The 22565-nt window shown below is 64.2% G+C and carries 23 protein-coding genes and 1 tRNA gene; 13 read left to right on the top strand and 11 right to left on the bottom strand.

The genetic code is table 11. From position 1 onward, the window contains the following. Window positions 1-61: 61 nt before the first annotated feature. Genes LB528_RS17095 through LB528_RS17110 form a run of 4 tightly spaced genes read right to left on the bottom strand, consistent with a single transcriptional unit; the run spans window position 62 to window position 4130 of the window. Window positions 62-1246 (bottom strand): substrate-binding domain-containing protein, encoded by a 1185-nt coding sequence (locus tag LB528_RS17095; protein WP_224715639.1) that lies wholly within the window; start codon window positions 1244-1246, stop codon window positions 62-64. A gap of 26 nt (window positions 1247-1272) precedes the next feature. After that, the gene (locus LB528_RS17100) at window positions 1273-2400 is read right to left on the bottom strand and encodes an extracellular solute-binding protein (protein WP_224715659.1); all 1128 of its coding nucleotides are present in this window, start codon (window positions 2398-2400) and stop codon (window positions 1273-1275) included. A 14-nt stretch (window positions 2401-2414) separates the two neighbouring features. Beyond that, window positions 2415-3575 carry a CaiB/BaiF CoA transferase family protein gene (locus LB528_RS17105; protein WP_224715640.1) on the bottom strand — a complete coding sequence of 387 codons (1161 nt, stop codon included), beginning with the start codon at window positions 3573-3575 and terminating at the stop codon, window positions 2415-2417. Window positions 3576-3578: 3 nt separating this feature from the next. After that, the gene (locus tag LB528_RS17110; RefSeq protein WP_224715641.1) at window positions 3579-4130 is read right to left on the bottom strand and encodes a MaoC family dehydratase; all 552 of its coding nucleotides are present in this window, start codon (window positions 4128-4130) and stop codon (window positions 3579-3581) included. 204 nt (window positions 4131-4334) lie between these two features. Here LB528_RS17110 and LB528_RS17115 point away from each other — a divergent pair, with 204 nt between their 5' ends. Further along, complete coding sequence (locus LB528_RS17115) at window positions 4335-5447, top strand: lactonase family protein (protein WP_224715642.1); 1113 nt, start codon at window positions 4335-4337, stop codon at window positions 5445-5447. A gap of 13 nt (window positions 5448-5460) precedes the next feature. On the opposite strand, the gene LB528_RS17120 is transcribed toward LB528_RS17115, so the two are convergent. Then, window positions 5461-5817, bottom strand: coding sequence for a hypothetical protein (locus tag LB528_RS17120; RefSeq protein ID WP_224715643.1), 357 nt, complete (start codon window positions 5815-5817; stop codon window positions 5461-5463). Window positions 5818-6338: 521 nt separating this feature from the next. Between LB528_RS17120 and LB528_RS17125 the strand changes: the two genes are divergently transcribed. The 4 genes from LB528_RS17125 (at window position 6339) to LB528_RS17140 (ending at window position 8577) form a co-directional block, all read left to right on the top strand. After that, the gene (locus LB528_RS17125) at window positions 6339-6797 is read left to right on the top strand and encodes a YbhB/YbcL family Raf kinase inhibitor-like protein (protein WP_224511684.1); all 459 of its coding nucleotides are present in this window, start codon (window positions 6339-6341) and stop codon (window positions 6795-6797) included. Window positions 6798-6860: 63 nt separating this feature from the next. Next, on the top strand, window positions 6861-7361 hold the full coding sequence (locus tag LB528_RS17130) for a DUF6496 domain-containing protein (RefSeq protein ID WP_224511686.1): 501 nt from the start codon (window positions 6861-6863) through the stop codon (window positions 7359-7361). 191 nt (window positions 7362-7552) lie between these two features. Continuing rightward, complete coding sequence (locus tag LB528_RS17135) at window positions 7553-8290, top strand: Crp/Fnr family transcriptional regulator (RefSeq protein ID WP_224511689.1); 738 nt, start codon at window positions 7553-7555, stop codon at window positions 8288-8290. A 41-nt stretch (window positions 8291-8331) separates the two neighbouring features. Continuing rightward, window positions 8332-8577, top strand: a complete 246-nt coding sequence (locus LB528_RS17140; protein ID WP_224715644.1) for a hypothetical protein — start codon at window positions 8332-8334, stop codon at window positions 8575-8577. A 375-nt stretch (window positions 8578-8952) separates the two neighbouring features. Here LB528_RS17140 and LB528_RS17145 read toward each other — a convergent pair. Together LB528_RS17145 and LB528_RS17150 are read right to left on the bottom strand one after the other, a co-directional pair. Then, window positions 8953-9028, bottom strand: a tRNA-Ala gene (locus LB528_RS17145). Window positions 9029-9203: 175 nt separating this feature from the next. After that, the gene (locus LB528_RS17150; protein WP_224511695.1) at window positions 9204-9596 is read right to left on the bottom strand and encodes a TIGR02300 family protein; all 393 of its coding nucleotides are present in this window, start codon (window positions 9594-9596) and stop codon (window positions 9204-9206) included. 194 nt (window positions 9597-9790) lie between these two features. Between LB528_RS17150 and aroA the strand changes: the two genes are divergently transcribed. From aroA to rpsA, 3 genes are all read left to right on the top strand, one after another. After that, complete coding sequence (aroA, locus tag LB528_RS17155) at window positions 9791-11149, top strand: 3-phosphoshikimate 1-carboxyvinyltransferase (RefSeq protein ID WP_224715645.1); 1359 nt, start codon at window positions 9791-9793, stop codon at window positions 11147-11149. Between the two features lie 97 nt (window positions 11150-11246). Beyond that, window positions 11247-11897 (top strand): (d)CMP kinase, encoded by a 651-nt coding sequence (gene cmk / locus LB528_RS17160; RefSeq protein ID WP_224511697.1) that lies wholly within the window; start codon window positions 11247-11249, stop codon window positions 11895-11897. Between the two features lie 194 nt (window positions 11898-12091). Then, window positions 12092-13789, top strand: coding sequence for a 30S ribosomal protein S1 (gene rpsA / locus LB528_RS17165; protein ID WP_224511698.1), 1698 nt, complete (start codon window positions 12092-12094; stop codon window positions 13787-13789). 79 nt (window positions 13790-13868) lie between these two features. Here rpsA and LB528_RS17170 read toward each other — a convergent pair whose 3' ends face one another. From LB528_RS17170 to LB528_RS17185, 4 genes are all read right to left on the bottom strand, one after another. Next, a complete protein-coding gene (locus tag LB528_RS17170) occupies window positions 13869-14576 on the bottom strand; it encodes an SDR family NAD(P)-dependent oxidoreductase (RefSeq protein ID WP_224511699.1) in 708 nt (235 codons plus the stop codon). A gap of 198 nt (window positions 14577-14774) precedes the next feature. After that, window positions 14775-16355, bottom strand: a complete 1581-nt coding sequence (locus tag LB528_RS17175) for a 5-guanidino-2-oxopentanoate decarboxylase (protein ID WP_224715646.1) — start codon at window positions 16353-16355, stop codon at window positions 14775-14777. Further along, window positions 16352-17026, bottom strand: coding sequence for a TetR family transcriptional regulator C-terminal domain-containing protein (locus LB528_RS17180; RefSeq protein WP_224715647.1), 675 nt, complete (start codon window positions 17024-17026; stop codon window positions 16352-16354). The genes LB528_RS17175 and LB528_RS17180 overlap by 4 nt, the downstream gene beginning before the upstream one ends. Further along, on the bottom strand, window positions 16996-17868 hold the full coding sequence (locus LB528_RS17185) for a dimethylarginine dimethylaminohydrolase family protein (protein WP_224715648.1): 873 nt from the start codon (window positions 17866-17868) through the stop codon (window positions 16996-16998). The genes LB528_RS17180 and LB528_RS17185 overlap by 31 nt, the downstream gene beginning before the upstream one ends. 210 nt (window positions 17869-18078) lie before the next feature. Between LB528_RS17185 and LB528_RS17190 the strand changes: the two genes are divergently transcribed. The 5 genes from LB528_RS17190 to LB528_RS17210 all read left to right on the top strand — a co-directional run bounded on the left by LB528_RS17190 (window position 18079) and on the right by LB528_RS17210 (window position 22519). Next, window positions 18079-18894 (top strand): ABC transporter ATP-binding protein, encoded by an 816-nt coding sequence (locus LB528_RS17190; RefSeq protein WP_318012312.1) that lies wholly within the window; start codon window positions 18079-18081, stop codon window positions 18892-18894. A 53-nt stretch (window positions 18895-18947) separates the two neighbouring features. Continuing rightward, window positions 18948-19745 carry a transporter substrate-binding domain-containing protein gene (locus LB528_RS17195; protein ID WP_224715649.1) on the top strand — a complete coding sequence of 266 codons (798 nt, stop codon included), beginning with the start codon at window positions 18948-18950 and terminating at the stop codon, window positions 19743-19745. Between the two features lie 147 nt (window positions 19746-19892). Then, the gene (locus LB528_RS17200; RefSeq protein ID WP_224715650.1) at window positions 19893-20603 is read left to right on the top strand and encodes an ABC transporter permease; all 711 of its coding nucleotides are present in this window, start codon (window positions 19893-19895) and stop codon (window positions 20601-20603) included. After that, window positions 20603-21412: an ABC transporter permease gene (locus LB528_RS17205; protein WP_224715651.1), complete on the top strand. Its 810-nt coding sequence runs from the start codon at window positions 20603-20605 to the stop codon at window positions 21410-21412. The genes LB528_RS17200 and LB528_RS17205 overlap by 1 nt, the downstream gene beginning before the upstream one ends. Before the next feature lie 105 nt (window positions 21413-21517). After that, the gene (locus LB528_RS17210) at window positions 21518-22519 is read left to right on the top strand and encodes an Ldh family oxidoreductase (RefSeq protein WP_224715652.1); all 1002 of its coding nucleotides are present in this window, start codon (window positions 21518-21520) and stop codon (window positions 22517-22519) included. Window positions 22520-22565 lie beyond the last annotated feature (46 nt).

The raw sequence follows: 22565 nt of genomic DNA on the forward strand, positions 1-22565 counted from the left end.
CGTCATTTGCAGGCCGGCATAACCTGAATATCAGCACACCGAGAGCCGGCTTCACATGACATCACTTGGCGCAGGCGTCCGGCACCTTCGAATAGTCCCAGCCCTTGGTCGGCGCAGGATTGCTGAAATAGGCGTCGAGCATGTTTTCGGGCATCGGGTCGGTCGGCGGCACCGGGAAGACCGAAACGGCGTCCGGCGTCATACAGTCCTTGTACCATTTGCCGAGCTCGGCGGCATGCACCGGCGGGATCGGGATCAGCAGCGTGTTGAGCTTCGGCTTCTGGCCGTCGAGCATACGCTCGCCGACGCGAAACAGCGTCTGCGCCGTCCAGCCTGGCAGCACGGCATGGCCCTCGAAGCGGTATTTGTCGGGATTGACCTTCCAGTAGCCGAGCGCGTCGCCGGTGATCGAGCCGGTGATGAGCGGCGCCGGCCGGCCGGCTTCAGCGAAAGCCTCGGCGACCACGCGGCTTTCGCTGCCGGTCGTCCATACCGCGTCGATCGGCGCCGGGTTGGTGGCGATCGCCTGCAGCACCACGGTCTTGGTGACATTGGCCGTCCAGTTGCCGTTGACGGTGCGCGCGACCTTGAGGCCCTTGTTCTCGGCCAGCGCCTTGTCGGCGCCCTGCTTTTCCTGAACCACGATTGGATGTCCGGCGATGCCTTCGACCATCAGCACGCTGGAATCGGGCTTGGCCTTGCCGATCGCCGTCATCATGTCATAGCCCCAGCGGGCATAGTTGGAATCGACATTGATGGCGTTGGGGCTGGTGACCGAGCCGGCCGCCGTGATGAAGGGAATGCCCGCCTTGGCCGCTGCATCGACGGCATCGTCGAGCGCCGTCGCCGAGCCCGGGATCGAGGTGATGATCGAGCACTTCTTGTCGATGAAGGCGCGGATCTGATTGATCTGCTGGCTCGGGTCGTTGTTCGAATCCGACACTTCGAAGCTCGATACCGTGCCGTCGGCGATGAGGCCGTCGACCAGCCGCTTCAGCTCCTTGGTGACCGAGACGCGCCACGGATTGCCCTGGTAGCTCTCCGAGTGGCACCACTTCCAGGGCTTGGGCAGCGGCGTGAAATTATCCCAGGCCGAGGGCAGAACTTTCTGCGGCGCGCCGTCATATTGCGCCTTGAGATCGGCCGGCAGGCCGTCGATCACCGACTTCACGTCGGCGGCATGGGCGGCGAACGGGATCGAGACTATGGCAGTTGCGGCGAGCAGGCCGCGTATCAGGCTGGTCATTTTTTTCCTCCCTTGGTGCAGTGGAACTAGCCGGCGGCGGCCGGCGCGAAACTCTCCCGGAACAGGCGGTTGATGTCGGCGACGACGCGGCGGACGTCCTGCCGGCCGGCAAGGCCTTCGTTGATGCGGTCCGAGGCTTGCTGCTGAAACGCCATGTAGCCGTCGTGGCGCGGACGAACCCAGGCGCCTTCGAGCGTGGCGCGCGTAGCGCGATAGAAGTCGCCGGTCGCGGCGTTGACGGCATCGTCTTCCCAGGCCGCGGCATGGCCAGGCTGGCCGCCTGCGGCGGCATAAGGGCCGCGCTGCACGTCGCCGCTGGCGATCCAATAGCCGAAGTCGATCGCCGCCTCGCGCGCGGCGGAAAAGGCGGAGACGGCAATGCCGGTGCCGCCAAGCGCGGAGCCGACCGGGCCGTTGCCGCCGACAACCGGCATGTCGGCGAAGGCGAGGCGGTGCGGCCGGAAACCTGCCACCGCATAAGGAACATAGCCGTAGATCAGCGGCGCGCAGGCGATGCGCGAGCCGGGCTCTACCATCCTTTCGAACACCGCGATCGGGTCCATCGTCAGGCATGCGGGATCGACCCGCGCCGCAATCTCGCGCAACATCTCGAAGGCGGTTTCGCCGGTCTCGCCTTCGACAAGGTCGGCCGAACCGTCGACTATGCATGGCCGGCCGAGATCGGCGGCCAAAGTATAGAAGCACATCAGCGAATGCGGCGGCCGGAGCGGCAAGAGCACGCGGCCCTGTTCGGCAAGGGCCAGCACCTCGGTCCAGATCGCCGGCGCGGCTTCGATCAGATCCGGCCGCCAGGCTTGCACCTGGGTCGCGGCGTCGATCGGGAAAGCCCACTGCCGGCCTTGCCAGGTGTAGCTTGGATAGGATTTGCCGACGCTTCCCTTGGCCAGCGCCTCGCGTTCCGCGTCGCGTCTCGGCACATCGAGCGGCGCCAGGCATTTCTCGGCGGTGATCTGGCCGACATGCGGATGATCGATGACGATCAGATCATAGGCGCGGGCAAGCTCCTCCACCGGGAATGACTCGAAATCCTGCAGCGAACGCTTCTCCCATTCGATCGAGACGCCGGTCTTTTCCTTCCAGAGCGCCGAGCACGCCACCATCGGGTCGTAGCCGCGCGGATGGTTCCAGGTCATGCCTTTCAACCGGATCACAGGCCGAACTCCGCGCGGATCTTGTCGCTGTGCTCGCCGATGCGTGGGGCGGCGCGAGCCACCTTGGCGCGCGCGCCGTCGACGCGCAGCGGCGTGCGGGTGGTGAGGATCGAGACATTGTCCTCGCGCGTTACGGTCTGCAGCATGTCGAGGCTCTTGAAGCCGTCGCTTTCCATCAGTTCCGGCCAGGTCAGCACCTTGGCGCACCAGACGTCGGCGGGCTCGAGGATGGCCAGCCATTCGTCGATGGTTTTCTCCGCGATGCGTTTGGCGATGATCACCTTGATCTCGTCGCGGGCGGTGAACCAGGTCGCCGGTCTGTCGCGGAACGGGGACAGCTCAGGCAATCCGAGCAGATCGGCAATCTTCGGGATCGGCGTCATGGCGATCGCCAGATAGCCGTCATTGGCCGGGTAGACGCCGTAAGGCGCCGAGAGATAGGCATGCGCGCTGCGGAAGGACGAGCGCTTCGGCGGGCGTCGGCCGTCGTTGAGATGCGTGGTCAGCACTTCGAACTGGAAATCGATCAGCGCTTCGAGCAGGCTGGTTTCGACATGGCCGCCCTCGCCGGTGATGCCGCGCCGCACCAGCTTGGCGAGGATGCCTTGGGCGCAGGCAGCGCCCGCCAGCATATCGGCGATCGCCAGGCCGAACGGCACCGGCCCCTGCTCCTCGTCGCCATTCAGCCACATCACACCGGAACGAGCCTGCGCGAGCAGATCCTGCCCAGGGCGCTTCACCCATGGCCCTTCCTCGCCATAGCCGCTGATCGAGGCATAGACGAGCCGGGGGTTGATTGTGCTGACATGCTCATAGTCGAGGCCGAGCCGCTCAATGACGCCCGGCCGGAAATTCTGGATCAACACGTCGGCTTTGGCGATCAGGCCGCGCAGCGCGGCGAGGTCGGCTTCATTCTTCAAATCGACGGCAAGGCTTTCCTTGCCGCGGTTGATGGCGTGAAAAATAGTGGAATCGCCGCCGATCTCGGTGTCGCTGAGATAGAGCCGGCGCGACAGGTCGCCGCCGTCGGGCCGCTCGATCTTGATGACGCGCGCGCCGAGGTCGAGCAGGCGCAGCGAGCAATAGGGTCCCGACAGGAACTGACTCATGTCGACGACGACGAGGCCGGTCAGCGGGAGTTCGTTGTCAGCGGCCACGGTTCACTTCTCGGTCTTGCCGACAAAATCGGCCGGGTTCTTGTACTTCACCGTCTGCAGATGCTCGCAGTAGAGCACCAGTTCTCCTTCACCCTTGAAGACTTCATAGCTGGCGCGGATCAGGCCCATGTTCTGGTAGCGCGGCTTTTTGTCGAGGTTGGTGCGGATCGAATAGATGGTGTCGCCGATGAAGACCGGCTTGATGAAGCGCAATTTGTCGTAGCCATAGGAAAAGGCGTTGAGGCAGTTTGTGGCGACCAGCCCGAGCCCGGCCGAAAACACGAAGGCGCCCGCCACCAGCCGCCGACCGAAGATGCCTTCCTTTTCGGCGAACATCTGGTCCTGCACGTAAGGGTGGATATCGAGCACCAGCACATTGAACATGTGGCTTTCGCCCTCGGCGATGGTGCGGCGAAGCGAGCGGATTTTGTGGCCGACCTGCCAGTCCTCGTAGAACCAGTTTTCCGAATTCCAGACAGGGATTTTGGCATGCGCCTCAGGCATGTCGGCCGGATGCGTCGAGGCCACACCGACGGTCGGCGAGAACGTGCTCATGCCACTCTCCGGGGGCTTCCGGCGCGGCCTGCAAGGCGGTTCCGGGCACCATGCCGGATGGCGAGACGCATGATCGCTTTCCTCCCGTCAGTTTTCTTTTGTGAATAATATTTTCACATATGGGATTGCCTTGCAAGCGACGATCGGCGAAATTTTTGGAAGCCGGCACGGGCACAGGAGCCGCCCGTGACGGGAGGAAGATCGATGCAAAGCGCCTGTCTTGTCTTTGTCGGCAGCCTCAACCGCGAGGCGCCCTATTTCCAGGGCGCGCGCGGTGTTGGCCTCGGCGTCTACGCCTTCGACGAGGCGACGCTTGCCGTGCGGAAGCTTGTCGAGACCGACGAGATCGACAATCCGACCTTCCTGTCGGTGACGCCGGACGGGACGCGGATCTATGCCAATTCGGAAGTCTTTGCCTGGCGCGAGGGAACGGTCTCTGCCTATCGCTTCGAGCGCGCCACCAACTCACTCGCCTATGTCAACAAGCAGCCCTCGCTCGGCAGCATCACCGCGCACAACACGATCACCCGCGACGGCAGCAAGCTTCTGGTCGCGAATTACGGCATGGGCAGCGGCGGCCCCGACAAGGCGGTCGCCGTGTTCGGCTTTGCGGCCGGCGGCGGCCTGACCGCGCCGCTGGCGAGCGTTGCCCATTACGGCACCGGTCCCAACGCCGAGCGGCAGGAGCGGTCGCATGCGCATAGCGTCACCGAGATCATCCAGGGCGGCGTCGCCATCGTCGCCGATCTCGGCATCGACCAATTGGTCTCCTACCGGATCGAACCGGACGGCACCCTGGTGAAGCTCGCTTCCTCGGCGCTCGCGCCCGGCGCGGGGCCGCGTCACGTCGCGCTGCATCCGAACGGCCGCTTCGTCTTCGTCATGAACGAGCTTGACTCGACGGTCGTCTCGCTGGCGCTTGAGCCCTCTTCAAGCAGGCTTGAACTCATCGACACCAAGCCGGCGGTGCCCGGAGAGGCTCGCGCGCATAATCACTGCGCCGACATCCAGATCTCGCCCGACGGCCGCTTCCTCTACGGCTCCAACCGCGGCCATGACAGCGTCGCCATTTTTGCCGTCGACCAGCAGTCTGGGAAACTGGAGCTGGTCGACTTCACCCCCTGCGGCGGCGCGACGCCGCGCAACCTCGCGCTGACGCCATCCGGCAGGCATCTGTTTTCGGCCAATCAGAATGCCGACCGCATCTCGATCTTCGCCCGCGACGAGCAGAGCGGCCGGCTGACCGACACGGGGCATGCCATCGAAATCGGAACGCCGACGTGCGTGCGGATCACGCGCGACCCGCTTCAATCTTAGCGGCCGGCGTTGCTTACTGGCTGACCCGGGCGAACGAGCCTGTATAGGTCTGGCCGGCAAGCGCGTAGGTGACGTTGAGCGTTCCCGGCGACGCCATCGTGGCGGTGATGTCCGCGCCGTTCGGCAAGCGCCCGAGCTTCAATGTGTTGCCGACGATCCTGCCGGAGCCGTCGGCGACGCCCGGCTTGTTGTCGGCCAGATCGCCCCATGCGTAGCTGGCCGTCACCTGCCCGCCTGAAGACACGGTCAGCACCGCCAGCTTGCCGTCATACATGCCGTTGAGCTGCCCCGCCCATATGCCGGAGAATGCGGCGTATCTGGCCGGAACGCCCTTGCCAGGCGGAACGACCGCAGCCGTCTGATCCAGCACAGCCGAATTCGGCGAAGCCGGAGCGGGAGCAACAATGGCGGCAGGAGCAGGTTGCGGGTCAGCAACAGGCTGCGTGTCTGGAGTCGATTGACAAGCGGCAACCGCGACCGCAATGCAAAACATCGGCAAGAGACTGTTTGGCCGGGCAAGCAGTCCAGCCCGTCCCTGCACCAGTTTCCCACCCAAAACCGGAACTCTCATAAGCATCCCTCCGACAGGAAGCCTTAGCCTAGTTGCGGCCACCGGCATAGGGATTTCCTCCGGCGCTTGTTTCGCCGAATATGACCTGCGTTCGCTTCCGTTGGAGCGGCTTTCCCAGGGACGATAGCGCCACTTGCAAAGCATTCATCGAGCTCCGTTGCGGGGGCATGATGCCGGAACCCCCGCCGATGCCCTGCGTTGCCAACAAACCAGCGGCGATTGCGCTCCACCAATCCAAGCAAAGATCGTTCGCGGACCTCTCGACAAGAACGCGATAAGAGCACGAAGTAAGAGCGCGATAAGAGCACGGAGTTCCAGCCATGGCTTTCACGCTTGAGAGTCCAGCCTTTGAAAACGGGCAGACCGTTCCTGAGCCCTATGTCCGCAACGGAGGCAATCTGTCTCCTCCCCTGCGATGGAAGAACGCGCCAGCCGGGACCAAAAGCTTCATGCTTGTCGTGGAGGATCCTGATGCGCCACGCGGCATGTTTCGCCATTGGGCGGTCTATGACATTGCCGCCGGCCGGGACCGCCTGCCCGAAGGCACCGCCGGGCCGGAAAGTTTCCGCCAAGGCGTCAACGACTTTAGCAACGCCCATTACGACGGACCCCAGCCGCCAAAGGGACACGGCGTTCACCACTATCACTTCCGCCTTTTGGCACTCGACGTTGAAACGCTGGAAACCGGCGGGAAGACGGGAATCGCCGATCTTCTGGCGTTTGCAAAGCCGCATGTGATCGCCACTGCCGACCTCATCGGCACATATGAAAGCCGCTGAGGCGCGATCCGAAGCGGCCTGTCGGCTTTCGATTATGCCCCCGTTCGAATAAGGAGAAAAACAATGCCGGACAAGAAGACCATCGAAAAGGCGCGCAAGGACAAGCGCGAAGGCAAGTCGGCAAGCACGCAGGCCGGCGAATTCGTTCACGCGGAAATCGACAAGATCCGCCAAGGCAAGCACGGCGCCCGCTCCACCAAGCAGGCGATCGCCATCGGCCTTTCGGAGGCGCGCCGCGCGGGCGTCGACCTGCCGCCGCCCAAAAAAGGCGATGTGAAGGAGAGCACGCGCAAGAGCGCCGAATACGCTTATGAGGCAGGCCAGGGCGAACGGAAGCCGAAGCGTCAGCCGAAGGTCTCGAAGGCGGTGTCGAAGGTGCTCGAAGGCGAGCCGAAAAGCACCGCCTCCCGCAAGGCCCTGTCGCGGCAGGCCAAGAGCGCCGCATCCGGCCGCACAGCCGAAGAGCGGTCGGCGGCGGCGAGGAAAGCCGCGCAGACCAAAGGCGCCGCCGGACGATCGGCGGCAGCGCGCAAAGCAGCCAGAACCCGGGCCGAGCGCGGTTAGCGTAGTTCCAGGAAGACTGTGAGCGGCTAAGTTGGACGCTTTCGCCGTAACCTTCCGTCAGGAAGGACCCCGCACAGCTGGAAAGTTTGCCAGTCGTCCATTTGAGGCGTATGGTTTGACATCGGCCGCCAGACATTCGGATGCAGCCGACAGTAAGAGGTACGTGCTCTTGCCCGTCAGGGAGAAGAGCCATGCCTCAACCCGTCCTTCGCAACCAAATTTTGAAAACTCTTCCTCCGGACGATTTCGCGCTTTTGCAGCCGTCCATGCATCGCGTGGAACTGGCTGTCAAAGCCCGACTTGAGGACCCCTATCAACCGATAGAGCACGTCTATTTTCTGGAGAGCGGTATTGCGTCGGTGGTCGCCACCTTGACCGGAGGGCGGCAGAGCGAAGTCGGCATCATCGGCCATGACGGTATGACGGGACTCGCGGTCATTCTCGGGCAAGACAGATCTCCCAACGAAACCTATATCCAAGTCGCCGGCAATGGCTGGTGCCTGCCGGTTGAAAATCTTCGCGCTGCCATTGCAGAAAGCCTGAGCCTTCATGAGGCGCTGCTTCGCTACGCCCACGCATTCCTGGTGCAATCATCCCGAACGGCGCTGGTGAACGGCCACTCGAAAATCGAGGAAAGGCTGGCCCGCTGGCTGCTGATGGTCCACGACCGGACTGAGGGAAAAATCTACCTGACGCATGAATTCCTGGCGACCATGCTTGGCGCGCGGCGTCCCGGCGTTACTACCGCCCTCCAAATGCTCGAATACCGGGGGCTAATCCACGCCAAGCGCGGTGAGATCACGATTGTCGACCGCATCGGGATGATAAAACTCACTCATGGCGCCTATGGCGAGGAGGAGCAACGGCACTTCGGCATAGCCTCCGAATTGTCCGCTATCGGACATACGCTTGAAGGCCGCCGGAAATAGGCCGTTAATCGTGTTGGTTTGGGTTCAGGGAGGAACTCTTGATGACCAACACGTACCGGACTGTCACGGTTGAAAAAGCCGCCGAGGCCTATGTTCTTTCCAGAGGCAAGGCCGGGTTCCTGTCCATCGCGCAGGCAATCCGGGCAATCCGAACACTGATGCCAGACTGCAAGGCTTCCGACCGCGAGTTGGAGGAAATGCTGGCGACGGCATGCATCGTTCACAGCGTGCCCGTAGCTTTCGACGCAGCAACGGCCGGTAGCGCAACATCGCGGCTCCATTCATAGGTCGGATATGTCCGCGCCTACGCAGCCGACTGCTTCACCGGACATTCGCCAAGCGATTGTCCTTTACCTGGTCGACAATGTCGACGATCCGAGCATTTCCTTAACAGAGGTTGTCCTCGCGGTGAGAAAGACGTTTCCGCTTTGCGAGCTCACAGATTGGGAACTTGGCGATCTCATAGCGCGAAGCGCTATCAATGCCGGATTTGCTGTCGAGTTCGACGCCGAGCTTCCCTGATCGTCGGGTCCATCCTGCACCCGCAGTTCATGGAGGTACAGAATTTCCCGCGCTATGGACCACCTATGTGGACCACCTTGCCGGCGTATACCCATGAAACCCAAGGTTCTTTGGGAAGATCAATAGCCTAGAGAGTGACTTGGTGGAGCCAATCGGAATCGAACCGACGACCTCTTGAATGCCATTCAAGCGCTCTCCCAACTGAGCTATGGCCCCACTCCCGGCAGTCAGCCGGCGCCGTTTCCGGCGAAGAGATCCGGCGCGGTTGGGACCGCGCCGTCGTTTAGTGCTGGCGGCTTCTAGCGCCGCCTTCGGTCAAGATCAAGCCTTCAAAGACCGCTTTTTCGTCACAGGTGAAAATGGCCGGCAAACAATCGCGCCGAGGCTGGAATCAGACCTCATCCTCGTCGTCGCCGACGCCGATCATATCGGCGACGTCGTCATCCTCTTCCTCTTCGTCGGCAAGGAAGGTGTCGTCGTCATCGTCGCCGAGGTCCACGTCCTCGTCGTCGCCGAGATCGGGAAGATCATCGCCGCCGCCCTTGGCCTCGTCATCGGCTTCCTCGAGCGAGACGACTTCGGCGCCCTCCTCCTCGTCGGCGTCCAGTTCCTTGTCGGCGACCTCCTCATCCTCCTCGATGGCGGAAATCTTGCCTTCATCGAAATAGGAGCGCGGATAGCTCTTGCCGGTATAGGGCGAGACGATCGGGTCCTTGTTGAGATCGTAGAATTTCCGTCCCGTCTCAGGGTCGATGCGTTTGGTGCCAAGTTCAGCTTTTGCCACGTCAGGCCTCGTCAATAAAAGAGTGGTCCCCTTAACCGCAGTTTGGAGCGCTGTCAAAGCCAAAAGCCGGCGTTGTAAAGGGTTGCGTTCGAACGGCCGCGCCAAGGGGATGACCATTGCCGCGCGCCGTGATACGAGACCGCCGCAACACGACGAACCGGGCCGGTCAGCCGGCATTTCATTTGGACGACAAAATGTCTCATTCCGCCGCCGCCAAACCAGCCACGGCCCGCAAATCCCCTGCCCTTGCCGGCACGGCGCGCGTGCCGGGCGACAAGTCGATCTCGCACCGCTCCTTTATGTTCGGCGGCCTGGCCTCCGGCGAGACCCGAATTACCGGCCTGCTCGAGGGCGAGGACGTGATGCGCACCGGTGCCGCCATGAAGGCAATGGGTGCGCATATCGAAAAGACGGGCGCCGAATGGGTGATCCGCGGCACCGGCAACGGCGCGCTGCTGCAACCGGAGGGCCCGCTCGATTTCGGCAATGCCGGCACCGGCTCGCGCCTCACCATGGGCCTCGTCGGCACCTATGACATGGAGACGACCTTCATCGGCGACGCCTCGCTCTCCGGCCGGCCGATGGGCCGCGTGCTCGACCCGCTGCGCCAGATGGGCGTGCAGGTGCTGCGGGCAGCACCCGGAGACCGCATGCCGATCACACTGCGCGGACCGAAGCACGCCGCGCCAATCACCTATCGCGTGCCGATGGCGTCGGCCCAGGTGAAGTCGGCGGTGCTGCTTGCCGGCTTGAACACGCCGGGCATCACCACGGTCATCGAGCCGGTGATGACGCGCGACCATACCGAAAAGATGCTGAAAGGCTTTGGCGCAAACCTGACCGTGGAGACTGACGAGCGCGGCGTGCGCCACATCTTCATCGAGGGCCAGGGCAAGCTCACCGGACAGACGATCGCCGTGCCGGGCGACCCCTCCTCCGCCGGCTTCCCGCTGGTGGCGGCGCTGATCGTGCCGGGTTCGGACATCCTCATCGAGAACGTGCTGATGAACCCGACCCGCACCGGGCTGCTCATGACCTTGCAGGAAATGGGCGGCCGTATCGACGTCCTCAACCCGCGCAATGCCGGCGGCGAGGACGTGGCGGATTTGCGCGTGCGCTCCTCCGAACTCAAGGGCGTCATCGTGCCGCCGGAACGCGCGCCGTCGATGATCGACGAATATCCGGTGCTGGCCGTCGCGGCGAGCTTCGCCGAAGGCGAGACACTGATGCAGGGGCTGGAGGAATTGCGCGTCAAGGAATCCGACCGGTTGGCGGCGGTGGCCAATGGGCTGGAGCTCAATGGCGTCGATTGCACCGAGGGCGAAGTTTCGCTCGCCGTGCGCGGCAGACCGGGCGGCAAGGGGCTGGGCGCTCATCCGAACGGCCCCGATACGGCCGTGAAGACCCATCTCGATCATCGCATCGCCATGAGCTTCCTGGTGATGGGGCTGGCGACGGAAAAGCCCGTGACCATCGACGACGCCAATATGATCGCGACGAGCTTTCCGGAGTTCATGGGACTGATGAAGGGACTGGGCGCGGAGATCGAGTGACGGCGATGAGATTGAGCCGACTTGAGACGTTGGCGGGGTGTGAAGGATCGCGGCGCTCGCCATTTGCATCGCCTCCTTCGATCACTGTGGCCGGCCAATGAGCACCCCCTTCACCATCGCCATCGACGGACCCGCCGGCGCCGGCAAGGGCACGCTCGCCCGCCGGCTCGCCGATCACTATCGCCTGAACCTGCTCGACACCGGCCTTACCTACCGCGCCGTCGCCCATAAGCTGCTCGAGCTCGGTCTGCCGCTAGATAATGTCTCGGCGGCCGAGACCGCGGCGCGGCAGGTTGATCTCTCGAACCTCGACCGGACAGTGCTATCCGCGCATGCGGTGGGCGAGGCGGCATCGAAGGTCGCAGTCATCCCGACGGTGCGGCGCATCTTGGTCGAGAAGCAGCGGGTTTTCGCCAAGGCGCCGCCGGGTGCTGTGCTCGACGGCCGCGACATCGGCACGGTGGTGTGCCCGGATGCCGACATCAAGCTCTATGTCACGGCGAGCGCCGAAGTGCGCGCCAGGCGCCGGCTGGCCGAGATCGAGAGCATGGGCGGCAGCGCCGATTTCGCTACCATCCTCGCCGACATCGAGCGCCGCGACGAGCGCGACATGGGCCGCGCCGACTCGCCGTTGAAGCCCGCGGCAGACGCGCACTTGCTTGATACCAGCGAAATGGCTATAGAAGCCGCGTTTCTGGCGGCGATGGCGATCGTTGACGAGGTCCTCGCCAAGAGAAACAAGGCCTGATCGGGCTTTTCGGTTGCCTTGAGCGGCGAAAATACCCATATCGGGCACGCACCAGCCTGCCAGCATTCTTCATGCGCCGGACTTGCCACTTAATAAGTGGCCAAGGGCTCTTCAGCCCGGAACGCCGGCAGGCTCACGCAACGCTAACCCACGGCGCCCGCTCCGCCAGCGCGCGGAGCATTCCAGGAGAAACAATGTCAGCTGCTAATCCGTCTCGCGACGATTTCGCGAGCATGCTCGAAGAATCATTCACCGCCGGCCATTCCGGCGAGGGCCAGGTCGTCCGGGGCACGATCACCGCGATCGAAAAGGACATGGCCATCATCGATGTCGGCCTCAAGGTCGAAGGCCGCGTGCCGCTGAAGGAATTCGGCGCCAAGGGCAAGGAATCCTCCCTCAAGGTCGGCGACACCGTCGAAGTCTATGTCGAGCGCATCGAGAACGCGCTTGGCGAAGCCATGCTGTCGCGCGAGAAGGCTCGCCGCGAAGAGAGCTGGGTGCGCCTCGAAGAGAAGTTCACCAAGGGTGAGCGCGTCGAAGGCGTCATCTTCAACCAGGTCAAGGGCGGCTTCACCGTCGACCTCGACGGCGCCGTGGCCTTCCTGCCGCGCAGCCAGGTCGATATCCGCCCGATCCGCGACGTCACCCCGCTGATGCACAACCCGCAGCCCTTCGAGATCCTCAAGATGGATCGCCGCCGCGGCAACATCGTGGTATCGCGCCGCACCGTGCTCGAGGAGAGCCGCGCCGAACAGCGTTCGGAAATCGTGCAGAACCTCGAGGAAGGCCAGGTGGTCGAAGGCGTGGTCAAGAACATCACCGATTACGGTGCGTTCGTCGACCTTGGCGGCATCGACGGCCTGCTGCATGTCACCGACATGGCTTGGCGCCGCGTCAACCATCCGACCGAAATCCTCAACATCGGCCAGACGGTCAAGGTGCAGATCATCCGCATCAACCAGGAAACCCACCGCATCTCGCTCGGCATGAAGCAGCTCGAGTCGGATCCGTGGTCGGATATCGGCACCAAGTTCCCGATCGGCAAGAAGATCAAGGGCACCGTCACCAACATCACCGACTACGGCGCGTTCGTCGAGTTGGAGCCGGGCATCGAGGGCCTCATCCACGTTTCGGAAATGTCGTGGACGAAGAAGAACGTGCACCCCGGCAAGATCCTGTCGACGACCCAGGAAGTCGACGTGGTCGTGCTCGAGGTCGATCCGGCCAAGCGCCGCATCTCGCTCGGCCTCAAGCAGACGCTGGAGAACCCGTGGGAAGCCTTCGCGCGCAACCATCCGGTCGGCAGCCAGGTCGAGGGCGAGGTCAAGAACAAGACCGAGTTCGGCCTGTTCATCGGCCTGGAAGGCGACGTGGACGGCATGGTGCACCTCTCCGACCTCGACTGGACCCGTCCGGGCGAGCAGGTCATCGAAGAGTACAATCGCGGCGACATGGTCAAGGCGCAGGTGCTCGACGTCGACATCGAGAAGGAGCGCATCTCGCTCGGCATCAAGCAGTTGGCCCGTGACACGGTCGGCGAAGCGGCCACCAGCGGCGAGCTGCGCAAGAACGCCGTCGTCACCTGCGAGGTCATCGGCGTGAAGGATGGCGGTCTGGACGTGCGGCTGGTCGACAGCGGCATCGAGACCTTCATCAAGCGTTCCGACCTTTCGCGCGACCGCGACGAGCAGCGCCCCGAGCGCTTCACCGTCGGCCAGAAGGTCGACGCCCGCGTCATCGCCTTCGACAAGAAGACCCGCAAGCTGCAGGTCTCGATCAAGGCGCTGGAAATCGCCGAGGAAAAGGAAGCGGTCGCCCAGTACGGCTCGACCGACTCCGGCGCGTCGCTCGGCGACATCCTGGGCGCGGCGCTGAAGAAGCAGGGCAACTAAGCTTCTTCGCTGAGCAGTGACAAAAAACCCCGCCGGAGCGATCCGGCGGGGTATTTCTTTTATCGGAATATCTGTGCTGTCAGGCCCGGCCGTAGAGCGGAACCAGCGTGCCGCTCATGGCCTGGTTGGCGGGTGAGGCGAGATAGGCGATCGCTTCGGCCGCGGCCTCGAGGCTGACCCATTTGCTGAAATCGGCGTCCGGCATGCTGTCGCGGTTGGCCTGCGTGTCGAGCGTCGAGGGGGCCACGGCGTTGACCAGGATGCCCTTGTGCTTCAGCTCCTCGGCCATGGCGACCGTCATGGCCGCGACCGCCGCCTTGCTCGCCGTATAGGCGACCATGCCCGAACCTTTGCGCGGTTCCAGCGCCGCCCGCGCGGTGACGTTGACGATACGGCCGGCCGTGTTGGACGCCAGCATCGAGCGCACCGCGGCGCGGCTGCATAAGAAGGCCGTGCGGGCGTTGGTGTCCATCATTTCGGCGAAGGAAGCCGACTCGATCTTTTCGACCGGCGCCATGGTGAAGCCGCCGGCAAGGTGGATCGAGGCCCAGAGCGCGGGCACCTGATGGTAGAAGGCGTCGACCTTGGCCGAATCCGACAGGTCGACATTGTGCGCCAGATGCACGCTGGCATGGGCTGCGTAAGGAAAATGCGGCGGGGCCGCCGCGTGGGCATTGGGCACGTGGCAGATCGCGCCTTGCTCCAGCAACCTGCCGACAACCGCGCCGCCGAGCGCCCCAGTGCCGCCCGTCACCACGACATGCCTGCCATTCAGCGTTTCCTTCATACTTAGACCGCTCCTGTCATTTTTTTATGATTATATCTTGGGTTATGCCTCCCCAGGCTGGAACGTCGCGCCTTTCGCGCTGTCACTCAATTGAAATATCGACATGGCTGGCGCAGCGTCTTTGCATGCGTCGAACCGTAGCAGGCGACGCCAATTGGCGGTGCGCCAGCATGGGCCGAGCAACGGTGGCACCAGCCTTCAGTCGACGGTGATTTCGATGACGCGCGGCTTGGCCGCCGCCCGCGCGCGCTTCAGCGCCTCCACCAGACCGCCGACCCCGGTCAGGCGCTCGGCCTCAATGCCGTAGGCTTCGGCGAGCTTGCAGAAATCCGGCGGCGCCGGCGAGACGCCGACCGGCTCGACGCCGACATCGAGCATCGAGGTTTCGATCTCGCGATAGCCGCGATTGTTCCATACGACGAAGATCACCGGCGTCTCGGCGTCGAGCGCGGCGCCGATCTCCGGCAAGGTGAACTGGAAGCCGCCATCCCCGGTGAGGCACACCACCGGCGCCTCGGGCACGGCAAGTGCCGCGCCGATCGCCGCCGGCGGACCGTAGCCCAGCGCGCCGAAGCCGGTCGCGGCGTTGAACCAGCCGCCGGGACGGTCGTGGTCGTAATAGAGGTTGGCGGCATAGATCGGCTGGGTCGAATCGCCGACGATGATGGCGCCCGGCAGCGCGTCGCGGATCATCTCCACGGCGCGAACCTGCGCCAGGTATTCGGGCTTCAGCTCGGCCCACGCTGCCCTCCGCGCGGCGGCCGCACGGACTTCGCCGTCCTTCGCCGCAGCATGACCCGGCCCGATTGCCGACAGCAAGGCTTCGATCCCTTCGGCGCAATCGGCCTGGATGCCGACCGTGACCGGCCGGCGCGCGATCTGGTCGGCGCCGATATCGATGCGAATCAGGTTCTTCGGCAGCACAAAGCCGCCGTCGCCATAGCCGTCATAGTCGGTCGGGCCGAACTCGGTGCCGGCGGCGATCACCAGATCGGCGTCCGCCATCAACGCGCGCACCGCCTTCAGGCTGGGGCTGGCCGGCACGCAAAGCGGATGGCCATGCAGCAGGCCACGCGCATTGGCCGTCTCGACGACGGGCGCGCCAAGCGTCTCGGCCAGGCGCCGCAGCGCCGCGTCGGCTTTCCTGGCGCCGCCGCCCGAAAGGATAAGCGGGCGGGTGGCGGCCTTGATCAGCTTCGCCGCTTCGGCGACCGCCGCCGCGTCCGGGGCGGGCGGCGCAGCATTGCTCAGCGCCGCCGCTATGCCGTCGGCGGGCTTGACCATGACATCGGTGGGAATCTCGATATGCACCGGCCCCGGCCGCGCCGACGAAAACAGCGCGAAGGCGCGGGCGAGCGCGCCAGGCAGTTGCCCGGCCTCGGTAATGCGCTCGGAAGACAGCGCCACCTTCTCCATCATGCCGCGTTGGTCGGGCAGTTCATGCAGGAAGCCCAGCCCCTTGCCGAGCGTATCGGTGGCGTTGACGCCGGAGATGATCAGCATGGGCACCGAATCGGCGCGCGCCTGGCCCATGGCGGTGATGGTGTTGGTGAGGCCCGGTCCGGTGATGACGAAGGCGACGCCCGGCCGGCCGCCGGCGCGCGCATAGCCGTCGGCCATGAAGCCGGCGCCCTGCTCGTGGCGCGGCGTGACATGGCGGATATTCGAGCGCGCCAGCCCGCGATAGAGCTCGACCGTATGCACGCCCGGAATGCCGAAAACAGTGTCGACGCCATGCGCCTCGAGCAGCGTGATCAGCGCCTCGCCGATGGTGGTCATTGGTTTCCTCCCTTTAGCTCAAGTGGCCCAAGGCCGAGTTCGGCCTCGACGGCCTTGATGCCGATCGCCGCCAGCTCGCCGGGCGAGAACATCTCGCCGGCCAGGCAGCCTTCGATCCAGAGCCCGTCGATGATCGCGTTGATGGCAATGGCATGATGGCGCAGCTCGGCCGCGTCCGGCTTGCGCCGTTCGGCGGCGAGCACTTCGGCGACAACCGCTTCCACCTCGTTGCGAAAGCCGAGATAGCCTTCGCGATGGGCGCGGGCGAGCGTCGGATCCGCTCCGGCGCGGCCGATGAAGGTCGCCCAGAGCGAGAACACCCGCTGGTCGATGATCGGCGCGTCGAGGTTGGCGGTGACGAAAGCGGCGAGGCGTTGGCGCGGCGAGGCGTCCTCCATGGCCAAAGCCGCTTTCGCCTGCTCGGTCATGCGACCCATCAATGTCGCATAGGCCTCCTGCAGCAAATCTTCCTTGCCGGGGAAATAGTGGCGGATTAGCCCGGCGGTGACGCCGGCACGCAAGGCGATGGTGCGCAAGGTAGCGCCCTCAAGGCCATGTTTCGCCACGCTGTCCAGGGTGGCATCGATCAGATCCTGCCGCCGCCGCTCCTCGCCCTCGCGGCGGAACTTGCGGCGCGCACTCATTGGCGCAGGATCGGCCGCGTCAGGCATGTCGGCCCGCCTTCGCAGGCGATGCAGAGCGCATCCGCCTCGAATATCTCGACCGTGCAGCCGGCGGCTTCCATGGCGGCTTTGGTCTTTGGGAACCCTGCCACGGCAATGACCTTCAACGGGCTGGTCGGCAGCACGTTCAGGCTGAGGCCATTGGAGGCGGCAAACTCTTGCGGGTGGCCTTCGACCAGGCGGATGCCCCGCGCCTTCAGCATCTGGTAGAACGGCGCCGGCAAAAGCGGCGAATAGACCAGGGCGAGGTCGTCGGCCAGCGGGCTGATCACCGACATCAGATGCAGGCACGCCTCTTCGCCCTGCCACAGCGGCAGATCGAAGCCGTAGACCGAAATGCCCAGCGGCGTCAGCAGGTTGGCAACCTGCTGAATGCCCTCTTGGTTGGTGCGCACACCGCGCCCGATCGCCAGCGTGCGGGCATCCACCCATACGCAGTCGCCACCTTCGACTTGGCCGGGAGCCTCGACGCGGCCGAGGATCGGAATGCCCAGCCTTTTGTAGGTTTCCTCATGCAGCGAGGGCTCTTTGGCGCGCAACGGCTTGCCCATGGACAGGATCAGCGCGCCGCGGTCGGTCATCAGCGACGGGTCATGCGTGAACACTGAATCCGAAAGGCCGTCGGCCTTGTCCTCGATCCACTCGATCTCGGCGCCGGAAGCCACCACCAGTTCGGCAAGGGCCGCGTGCTGCGCGGCGGCTTTCGCCGGGTTGAACCCCGGCCCATAGTGCCAGGCAGCCCTGTCGGCGTCGCGCATGGCATTGGCTGCCGAACGCATCAGCACACGCCGCAGCGGCGCCGCCATGGACTGTGATCCGAAAGCGCTCATGGATGCCCTTTTATGCTGAAAAAAATCGAAAAAATTTCATGAGAGGCTATTTATACACTTGCACAACAACGCCGCAAGTGCCGTAATGAGCGGGATTGACGGGCTCGCGCTGTCGGGTCCATGCTGAAGTCTGGAGTGGGCAGGACAGCGTATGTTGATTAGCCGGATGGACGTTCGACGACCTGCCGTCGGCCCAATAGAGGTCACCCGGTGAGCGCGGTGGAAGCTGCCGCAGTCCGATCCGGCGAGGCGCAAAACGGCGCCGCCGAAGCCATCCACGTCGAAAACCTGCATAAGAAGTTCGGCCAGCTGCACGTGCTGAAGGGCGTTTCGCTGTCGGCGCGCGACGGCGAGGTGGTCGCCATCATCGGCGGCTCCGGCTCCGGCAAATCGACGCTTCTGCGTTGCATCAACTGCCTGGAGAACCCGACCAGCGGCATCATTCGGGTCAATGGCGAGGAGATCAAGCTCAAGGCCGACAGCCACGGCCACACCGTTCCGGCCGACCGCAGGCAGATCGAGCGTATCCGCACGCGGCTCGGCATGGTGTTCCAGAATTTCAACCTGTGGAGCCACATGACGCTGATCGAGAACGTCATCGAGGTTCCGGTGCATGTACTGGGCGTCAAGCGAAACGAGGCGATCGCCCAGGCCGAGAAGCTGCTTGCCCGCGTCGGGCTGGCGGAGAAGCGCGACGTCTATCCGGCCTTCCTGTCCGGCGGACAGCAGCAGCGCGCCGCGATCGCCCGGGCGCTGGCGATCAATCCGCGCGTCATGCTGTTCGACGAGCCGACGTCGGCGCTCGATCCCGAGCTGGTCGGCGAGGTGCTGAAGGTGATCGGCGACCTGGCGCGCGAGGGGCGCACCATGGTGCTGGTGACGCATGAAATGAAGTTCGCCCGCGAGGTCGCGACGCATGTCGTCTATCTCTACAACGGGCTGATCGAGGAAGAAGGTCCGCCGGAACAATTGTTCGGCGCTCCCAAATCCGAAAGGCTCAAACAATTCCTCCGCAATGTCGGCTAGCCGGCATCAGCGGAGCGAAAAACCGGGAACAACAACAAACTGGGAGTCCTGACATGAAGACTGTTCTCAAGACCTTCGGCGCGGCGCTGCTTATCGGCGTCGCAGCGATGGGCGGCGTGGCTAAGGCCGAGCAGGTCAAGATCGGCATCGCCGCCGAACCCTATCCGCCCTTCACCTCGCCCGATGCCAGCGGCAAATGGGTGGGTTGGGAAATCGACTTCGTCAACGCCGTCTGCGCCGAGGAGAAGCTCGACTGCGTCATCACGCCGGTTGCCTGGGACGGCATCATCCCGGCGCTGACCACCAAGAAGATCGACGCCATCGTCTCCTCCATGTCGATCACCGACGAACGCAAGAAGACGATCGACTTCTCGGACAAGTACTACAACACCCCGACCGCGATCATCGGGCCGAAGGACCAGAAATTCGGCGCCACGCCGGACGACCTCAAGGGCAAGGTGATCGGCGTCCAGGTGTCTACGGTGCATGCGGTCTACGCCAAGAAGCACTTCACCGGCGCGCAGGAGATCAAGGAATACCAGACGCAGGACGAAGCCAATAACGATCTGGCCGCCGGCCGTATCGACGCGGTGCAGGCCGACTCGATCGCGCTCGGCGAATTCCTCAAGACCGACCAGGGCAAGGCCTGCTGCGACCTGAAGGGCATGGTGGCCCCGGACGACGAAGTGCTCGGACCGGGCGTTGGCGTCGGCGTCCGCAAGGAAGACACCGCGCTCAAGGAAAAGTTCAACGCCGGCATCAAGGCGATCCGCGCCAACGGCAAGTATGACGAGATCTCGAAGAAATATTTCGACTTCGACATCTATGGCGGCGCCACGCAGTCGAACTGAGCCCTCTCGCACACGAGTGAGGGCATGGCGCGCGCCGTGCCCGACCTTGCCACGCATGCAAGTCGCTGATCCGATGATCAGCGGCTTGCCAGCAATCCGGGGGCGAAGCTGATCGATGCCTTTCTTCCGGCCTCCGCGGCCGGCATCATGGAACTCCTGTCGCCCGTGGCGCCCGGCTGGGGCGGCACGCTGCTTGTCGGGCTGCTGCATTCGATCGAGATCGCCGTGGGCGCCACCTGCCTCGGCCTCATGATCGGCACCGCCGGCGCCTTCGGCAAGCTCTATGGCGGCCCGGTGACGCGCGATCTGCTCGCGGTCTACACGACCATCGTGCGCGCCGTGCCGGAACTGGTGCTGATCCTATTGCTCTATTATGCCGGGACAGATCTCATCAATCAGATGCTGACGGCGATCGGCTGCAGCCGTGTCGACATCAGCGGGCTCGCGGCCGGCATTTTCGTGCTGGGTTTCGTGCAGGGCGCCTATTCGACCGAAGTCATCCGCGGCGCTATCCTCGCCATCCCGCAAGGCCAGATCGAGGCCGCCCGCGCCTACGGGATGTCGCCCGGCCTGATGCTGCGGCGCATCACGCTGCCGGCCATGCTGCCCTTCGCCATCCCCGGCCTTGCCAATCTTTGGCTGATCGCCACGAAGGACACCGCGCTGCTTGCCGTCGTCGGCTTCTTCGAACTGACGCTGGCGACGCGCCAGGCGGCCGGCGTCACCAAGGCCTATCTGCTCTTCTACCTTGCGGCCGGCGCGCTCTATCTCGCGCTCACGCTCTTCTCCAACCTGATCATCGGCCGCGTCGAAGCCTGGTCGCGGCGCGGCATGCCCTCCGTCAAGGAGGCGCGCTGATGTCGGCCGAAGCCGTCGCGATAAACATGGCGGCGCGGGCCTCAATCTGGCTCAAGCCGCACCGCATCGTTCTTATCCTGATCGCGTTGACGCTGGTGCTCTGCGCAGCCTTCTTCATGCGCTGGGACTGGCTGCCGCAATATTGGGAAATGGGCCTGATAGGTCTATGGCGGTCGCTCTGGATCCTCGCCGTCACCTGCGCGCTGGGCTTTGCGCTTGCGGTGCCGCTCGGGCTCGCCCAGGCCGGAGGACCGATCTGGTTCTCGGCGCCGGCAAAAGCCTTCTGCACCATCATCCGGGGAACGCCGCTGCTCCTGCAGCTCTGGCTGCTCTACTACGGCCTCGGCTCGATCTTTCCGCAATATCCGTGGATCCGTGAATCCTGGCTATGGCCGTATCTCAGGCAGGCCTGGCCCTATGCCGTGGTGGCGCTGACCTTTTCCTTCGCCGGCTATGAGGGCGAGGTGATGCGCGGCGCCTTCGCCGGCGTTCCGAGAGGCCAGCTCGAGGCCGCTCGCGCCTTCGGCATGAGCCGCTGGAAAATCTTCCGCCGCATCTGGCTGCCGCAAGCCTTCTACCGGGCGCTGCCGACGCTGACCGGCGAGACGGTGCTGCAGCTGAAGTCGACACCGCTGGTGGCGACGATCAGCGTCATCGATATCTTCGCCGTCTCCTCCAAGGTGCGCCAGGACACCTATCTGACCTACGAGCCTTTGCTGCTCCTGGCGCTGATCTATATGACGATCACCGGCATCCTGGTCTTCGTCTTCAGCCGGATCGAGGCGCGGATTCCGGTAAAGATCGGATAGTGAATGGTGAATGGAAAAATGGTGAATAGGCCTCGATTCGCCTTACCTATGACTTCTCACTGATTACCATTCACCATTGACTATTCACCATTCACCAGAGGCAGTATGCAACTCACCCTCGCCCAGGCAACAGGCCTATGCCGGATGGCGGCGCTTGGCGCCGGCGCCAATGAGGAGGCGGCACAGTCGCTGACCGCCTCGATTATCGCCGCCGAAGCCGAAGGCCTGTCGACGGTGGGGTTGTCGCATTTCATCGACTATCTGGAGGCGCTCGAAGCCGGCCGCATCGACGGCAATGCCGATCCGGTGATCACCCGGCCGGCGCTTGCAGTCTATCTCTCCGACGCGCGCCGCGGTCTTGCCCATACCGGCTTCGACCGCACGATCGACGACCTGGTCAAGGCGGCAAAACTGTTCGGCGTCTCGATCTTCTCGCAGAAGAACGCCTATACGTGCGGGGCGCTCGGCTATTTCACCGGTCGGCTGGCGGAACAGGGGCTGGTGTCCTTCGCCGCCACCAACGGGCCGGCAGTGCTTGCCGGCTCGGGCTCGGTCAAGCCGGTCTATTGCACCAATCCGATGTCCTTTGCGTCGCCCGCCGGCGAGGGGCCGCCGCTGGTCATCGATCAGTCATCGAGCGCCACCGCCTTCGTCAACATCCGCAAAGCGGCCGAGGACGGCAAGAAGATCCCCGAAGGCTGGGCGCTGGATGCCAGCGGCAACCCGACCACCGATCCTGCGGCAGCGATGAAAGGCGCGATGCTTGCCTTTGGCGGCCAGCGCGGCGCCAACATCGCCTTGATGGTCGAAGTGCTGGCCGCAGGCATTTCCGGCGCCAACTGGTCGCTCGACGCGCCCTGGTTCACCGATGGGGTGGAGAGCCCCGGCACCGGCCTTTTCGTTCTGGCCATCGAGCCAAAACTGCTCGACCCGGATTTCGAGCGGCGCATGACGGACCAGCTCGACCGGCTGCGGCGGCGTTATGGCGTGCATATTCCCGGCCGCTCTCGCGCCGAAGCCGCGGAGAAGGCAAAGGCGCGCGGCATCACCACATCCAGAGCCGTCGTGCAGCGCATTTCGGAATTCGCCGAGCGCTATTCGGCCTGATTTTCGCTGCCCTGTTGCACTTTTCCCGGCCTGACGCACCCATATC

Origin of the sequence: Mesorhizobium sp. CA4 (assembly GCF_020165075.1) — a bacterium.
Lineage (GTDB): Bacteria > Pseudomonadota > Alphaproteobacteria > Rhizobiales > Rhizobiaceae > Mesorhizobium.

What these genes read in the sequence shown, in the direction of transcription:
- LB528_RS17095 (WP_224715639.1), bottom strand. Translation starts at nt 1,246, where the DNA reads ATGACCAGCCTGATACGCGGCCTGCTCGCCGCAACTGCCATAGTCTCG.
- LB528_RS17100 (WP_224715659.1), bottom strand. Translation starts at nt 2,400, where the DNA reads ATGACCTGGAACCATCCGCGCGGCTACGACCCGATGGTGGCGTGCTCG.
- LB528_RS17110 (WP_224715641.1), bottom strand. Translation starts at nt 4,130, where the DNA reads ATGAGCACGTTCTCGCCGACCGTCGGTGTGGCCTCGACGCATCCGGCC.
- LB528_RS17115 (WP_224715642.1), top strand. Translation starts at nt 4,335, where the DNA reads ATGCAAAGCGCCTGTCTTGTCTTTGTCGGCAGCCTCAACCGCGAGGCG.
- LB528_RS17125 (WP_224511684.1), top strand. Translation starts at nt 6,339, where the DNA reads ATGGCTTTCACGCTTGAGAGTCCAGCCTTTGAAAACGGGCAGACCGTT.
- LB528_RS17130 (WP_224511686.1), top strand. Translation starts at nt 6,861, where the DNA reads ATGCCGGACAAGAAGACCATCGAAAAGGCGCGCAAGGACAAGCGCGAA.
- LB528_RS17135 (WP_224511689.1), top strand. Translation starts at nt 7,553, where the DNA reads ATGCCTCAACCCGTCCTTCGCAACCAAATTTTGAAAACTCTTCCTCCG.
- LB528_RS17140 (WP_224715644.1), top strand. Translation starts at nt 8,332, where the DNA reads ATGACCAACACGTACCGGACTGTCACGGTTGAAAAAGCCGCCGAGGCC.
- aroA (WP_224715645.1), top strand. Translation starts at nt 9,791, where the DNA reads ATGTCTCATTCCGCCGCCGCCAAACCAGCCACGGCCCGCAAATCCCCT.
- cmk (WP_224511697.1), top strand. Translation starts at nt 11,247, where the DNA reads ATGAGCACCCCCTTCACCATCGCCATCGACGGACCCGCCGGCGCCGGC.
- rpsA (WP_224511698.1), top strand. Translation starts at nt 12,092, where the DNA reads ATGTCAGCTGCTAATCCGTCTCGCGACGATTTCGCGAGCATGCTCGAA.
- LB528_RS17170 (WP_224511699.1), bottom strand. Translation starts at nt 14,576, where the DNA reads ATGAAGGAAACGCTGAATGGCAGGCATGTCGTGGTGACGGGCGGCACT.
- LB528_RS17175 (WP_224715646.1), bottom strand. Translation starts at nt 16,355, where the DNA reads ATGACCACCATCGGCGAGGCGCTGATCACGCTGCTCGAGGCGCATGGC.
- LB528_RS17180 (WP_224715647.1), bottom strand. Translation starts at nt 17,026, where the DNA reads ATGCCTGACGCGGCCGATCCTGCGCCAATGAGTGCGCGCCGCAAGTTC.
- LB528_RS17185 (WP_224715648.1), bottom strand. Translation starts at nt 17,868, where the DNA reads ATGAGCGCTTTCGGATCACAGTCCATGGCGGCGCCGCTGCGGCGTGTG.
- LB528_RS17195 (WP_224715649.1), top strand. Translation starts at nt 18,948, where the DNA reads ATGAAGACTGTTCTCAAGACCTTCGGCGCGGCGCTGCTTATCGGCGTC.
- LB528_RS17200 (WP_224715650.1), top strand. Translation starts at nt 19,893, where the DNA reads ATGGAACTCCTGTCGCCCGTGGCGCCCGGCTGGGGCGGCACGCTGCTT.
- LB528_RS17205 (WP_224715651.1), top strand. Translation starts at nt 20,603, where the DNA reads ATGTCGGCCGAAGCCGTCGCGATAAACATGGCGGCGCGGGCCTCAATC.
- LB528_RS17210 (WP_224715652.1), top strand. Translation starts at nt 21,518, where the DNA reads ATGCAACTCACCCTCGCCCAGGCAACAGGCCTATGCCGGATGGCGGCG.